At 69.8% G+C, this 4,235-nt stretch carries 3 protein-coding genes; all 3 read right to left on the bottom strand.

Going from position 1 to position 4,235, the window contains the following annotated elements; all coding sequences use genetic code 11:
• Window positions 1-966: UDP-N-acetylmuramoyl-tripeptide--D-alanyl-D-alanine ligase (locus tag FW784_RS12815; protein WP_149353724.1), on the bottom strand; the 966-nt coding region annotated here is incomplete at its 3' end.
• A complete protein-coding gene (locus tag FW784_RS12810) occupies window positions 963-2,420 on the bottom strand; it encodes a UDP-N-acetylmuramoyl-L-alanyl-D-glutamate--2,6-diaminopimelate ligase (protein ID WP_149353725.1) in 1,458 nt (485 codons plus the stop codon). The genes FW784_RS12810 and FW784_RS12815, both read right to left, overlap by 4 nt.
• Window positions 2,421-2,425: 5 nt before the next feature.
• Window positions 2,426-4,235, bottom strand: a 1,810-nt coding sequence (locus tag FW784_RS12805; protein WP_149353723.1) for a peptidoglycan D,D-transpeptidase FtsI family protein, incomplete at its 5' end; no start/stop codon positions are given.

Genomic DNA, 4,235 nt, shown 5'->3' with positions numbered 1-4,235 from the left:
CAGCCGACCGGCGACGGGCCGCGCTGCGCCGAGGCCGCGCGCGATGACCGACAGCGGCACGCCCGCACCAATCGCCAGCGAGGCCGCCGCGAGCGCATTGCGGACGTTGTGGCGGCCCGGCATCGCCAGCGCAACGGGCGCCGCGCCTTCCGGCGTGACGATGGTGAACGTCGAGCCGTCTTCGCCAAGCTGGACGTCGCGCGCGGTCACGTCGGCCGGCGCATCCAGCCCGAAGCGGATGTGGCGGCGGCCGGTCGCGCGTTCGGCGAAGTACGCCGCGAACGCGTCGTCAGCATTGATCACGGCGACGCCGCCTGCGGGAAGTGCGTCGTAGATCGCGGCCTTGGTATCCGCCACGCCTTCCAGCGAGCCCATGCGCTCCAGGTGCGCGGCCGCGATGTTGTTGACGATCGAGACATCGGGCCGTGCGATCGCCGTGAGGTACGCGATATCGCCCGGCGCACCGGCGCCCATTTCGTAGACGGCGAACTCCGCGTCTTCCGGCGCGTCGATCACCGCGAGCGGCAGGCCGATCTCGTTGTTGCGGTTGCCGGGGTTCGCATATGTGCGACCGGCCTGCTCGAAGATCGCGAGCGCGAGCGTCTTGACGCTGGTCTTGCCGTTGCTGCCGGTGATTGCGATGACCTTTGCCTTGCGCGACGCCTGCAGCCCACGCGCGAGATCGGCGAGGGCGAGTTGCGTGTCCGCGACCTGCACCTGCGGCATCGTGCCGTCGACACGCGAGACCAGCGCGGCGCCGATGCCGGCGTCGGCTGCGGCGATGAGATGGTCGTGGCCGTCGAAGCGCTCGCCCTTCAGGGCGACGAACAGGCTCGATGCGCGCACCGCGGGCGCGACAGCCGCCAGCGCGCGCGTGTCGGTGAGCACGCGATCGACGACGATGTCGTCGCCGACCACGCGGCCGGCGGTCATCGCGGCGATCTGCGAAAGATGAAGCGGCCTCATGCGCAGGCTCCGAGCGCGTCGCGCGCCACCGCGGTGTCGTCGAACGGATGTTGTACGCCGGCGATCTCCTGATAGGGCTCGTGGCCCTTGCCCGCGATCAGCACGACGTCGTCGGCACCCGCCGCCGCGATGGCTTCGCGGATGGCGGCGGCGCGATCACGCAGCACACGCGCCTTGGCGCGATCGGTGAAGCCGCCGAGGATGCCGGCGACGATCGCATCGCCGTCCTCGCCCCGCGGATTGTCATCAGTGACGATCACCACGTCCGCGAGCCGTTCCGCGATCGCGCCCATCTGCGGGCGCTTGCCGGCGTCACGCTCCCCACCGCAGCCGAACACGCAGGCCAGCCGACCCTTGGTGTGGGCACGCAACGTGGTGAGCGCCTGCTCAAGTGCGTCCGGCGTATGCGCGAAGTCCACCACCACCAGCGGCTGCGCGTCGCCGCCGAGGCGGTTCATGCGGCCGTGGATCGGTTGCAGCTGCGACAGCGTGGCCGCGATGTCGACGACTTCCGCGCCCTGCGCATGCAACACGCCCGCGACCGCGAGCAGGTTGTCGACGTTGAAACGCCCGAGCAGCGACGAATGCACGGTGGCGGTTGCATCGCCGCCGACGAGATCGAACACGATGCCGCGGGCGTCGAGGCGCACCTCGCGTGCGCGCAACGTGGCGCCGCCGGCCTCGCGCGAGCTGACGCCGATCGCGCGGACGGCGCCCGGCAGCGCTGCGAACAGCTGGCGTCCATATTCGTCGTCGAGATTGACGACCGCGGCGGTGAGGCCCGGCCAACCGAACAGGCGCGCCTTCGACGCGCCGTACGCGGCCATCGTGCCGTGGTAGTCGAGGTGGTCGCGCGTGAGGTTGGTGAAGACCGCGATGTCGAAGCGCATGCCGTCGACACGACCCTGGTCGAGCGCGTGCGAGCTGACTTCCATCGCCAGCGAGTCGACGCCGTCCGCATGCAGCGCGCCGACGAGCGCGTGCAGTTTGAGCACCAGCGGCGTGGTGAAACCGGTGGGCACCGTTTGCCCGTACGGCCCTGCGCCGAGCGTGCCGATGGTGCCGGCTGCGATTCCGCGCAGCGTCCAGGCCTGCGCGATCATCTGCACGACGGACGTCTTGCCGTTTGTGCCGGTCACGCCCACGGTCGTCATCGAGTCGCTCGCGCGGCCGTGGAATCGGTGCGCCATTTCGCCGAGGCGCGCGCGCAGGCCTGGCACGGCGATGGCATCCGCGGGCGCGGGCAACTCGTCGGGCGCGGGCGGCTCGAACAGGATGGCCGATGCACCGCGGGCTTTGGCTGCCTCGACGAATGCGAGGCCGTGCGCGCCGAAGCCGCCGATCGCGACGAACGCGTCACCGGGCTGCACGTCGCGGCTGTCCTGCACGAGGCCGGAAACGACGAGGTCGTCCGGGATACCGGCGACGTCGGGAAGCAGCTCTGACAGGCGCATGTTGATCATGGCGTCACCGGCGAGGCTTCGAGCGGCACCGGATCCGCGCCGTCATCATCAACGGGCTCGGCGGCGGCAACACGCGCGGCCTGCGGCGCGCCGCCGTGCGTCGCCCTGTCCTGCGCGGCGAGCCACGTGTCGATGTCGTCCGGCGGCACGTCCATCAGGCGCAGCGAGCCGTCCATCACCGAGCGGAACACCGGCGCCGATACCACGCCGCCGTAATAGCCGCCCTTGGCCGCGTCGGGATCGTTGATGACGACAACCGTCGCGAAGCGCGGGTTGTCGACCGGCACCACGCCCGCGAAATACGCGATGTAGCGGCGCGAATAGCCGCCGTGGCCGTCGAACATGCGCGCCGTACCGGTCTTGCCGGCGACGTGGTAGCCGAGGATCGCGCCCTGCGTCGCGGTGCCGCCCGTCTCGGTCACGGTCTGCATCATCTTCATGACTTCGTGCGCGACGCGCGGCTCGAGTACCTGCTTTCTCTGCCCATGCTCGCCCTTGACGAACGTCGGCGTGGTGAGCACGCCGCCGTTGGCGATCGCCGCATACGCGACCGCGATCTGCAGCGGCGTCGCCGACAGCCCGTAACCGTAGGAGATCGTCGCCTTCGACGAGCCCTGCCAGCGCGACGGCGCAGGCAGCACGCCGGCCGACTCGCCGGGAAATCCGCTGCCGGGCTTGCTGCCGTAGCCGAACTTGTGGATGAAGTCGTAGAAGTACTGGTTGTCGAGACGCTCGGAAATCTTCGTCGCGCCGATGTTCGAGCTCTTGGTGATGATCCCCGTGACGGTCTGCACGCCGTAGTTGTGCGTGTCGCGGATCGTGTAGCGCCCCAGCTTCAGCGAGCCGGGCGAGAGGTCGAACACCGTGTTCGGCGTGACCACGCCCTTGGTGAGCGCGGCGGCCACGGTGATCGGCTTCATCGTCGAGCCGGGCTCGAGCACGTCGGTGATGGCACGGTTGCGATGCGCATCGCGATCGGTAGTGCCCACGGCGTTCGGGTTGAACGTCGGCAGGTTGGCCATCGCAAGCACTTCGCCGGTGGCGACGTCGAGGACCACGATCGAACCGCTCGCGGCACCGTGCGCCATCATCGCGTTGCGCAGCTCGCGATAGGCGAGGAACTGGATGCGACGATCGATGGTGAGCGTGAGGTCGCGACCGGGCTCGGCCGGACGCACCAGGTCGACGTTCTCGATGATGTGCCCGCGGCCGTCGCGCAGAACGCGTTTGGCGCCGGGCTTTCCGCGCAGCCAGTCGTCGAAGGCGAGCTCGAGGCCTTCCTGGCCTTCGTCGTCGACGTTGGTGAAGCCCAGCACGTGCGCCATCGCTTCGCCCTGCGGGTAGAAGCGGCGGTATTCGCGCTGGCTCGCGACGCCCGGAATGCCGAGCGCGAGGATCGATTTCGCTTCGTCCGGATTGATGCGCCGCTTGAGGTAGACGAACTCCTTCGTCGACTTCTGCGCGAGCTTGCGCGTGAGTACGTCGAGCGGCACGCCGAGGGCTTCGGCGAGCTTCGGCAGGCGGTCGGGCGCCTTCAGCAGTTCCTGCGGGTTGCCCCACACCGATTCGACCGGCGTCGATACCGCAAGCGGCTCGCCGTTGCGATCGGTGACCATGCCGCGCGAGGTCGGGATCGGCAGCTCGCGCAGGCTGCGCGCCTGGCCCTGCGCGACGTAGAAGTCGCGGTCGAGCACCTGGATGTAGAACGCGCGAGCCACGAGCGCGAACGAGCACAGGCCCATCACCGCCGCTAGGCCGAGCAGGCGCATGCGCAGGTCGACGCGCGCACGGCCGCGCGAACCGCCG

Source organism: Cognatilysobacter lacus, from assembly GCF_008274655.1.
Taxonomy (GTDB): Bacteria; Pseudomonadota; Gammaproteobacteria; order Xanthomonadales; family Xanthomonadaceae; genus Cognatilysobacter; species Cognatilysobacter lacus.
The sequence above is the reverse complement of the archived record's forward strand: the minus strand, read 5'-3'. Positions and strand labels throughout refer to the sequence as shown.

Excerpts from the sequence above, each read along its gene's own strand:
- FW784_RS12810 (WP_149353725.1), bottom strand. The coding sequence starts at position 2,420 with ATGCGCCTGTCAGAGCTGCTTCCCGACGTCGCCGGTATCCCGGACGAC.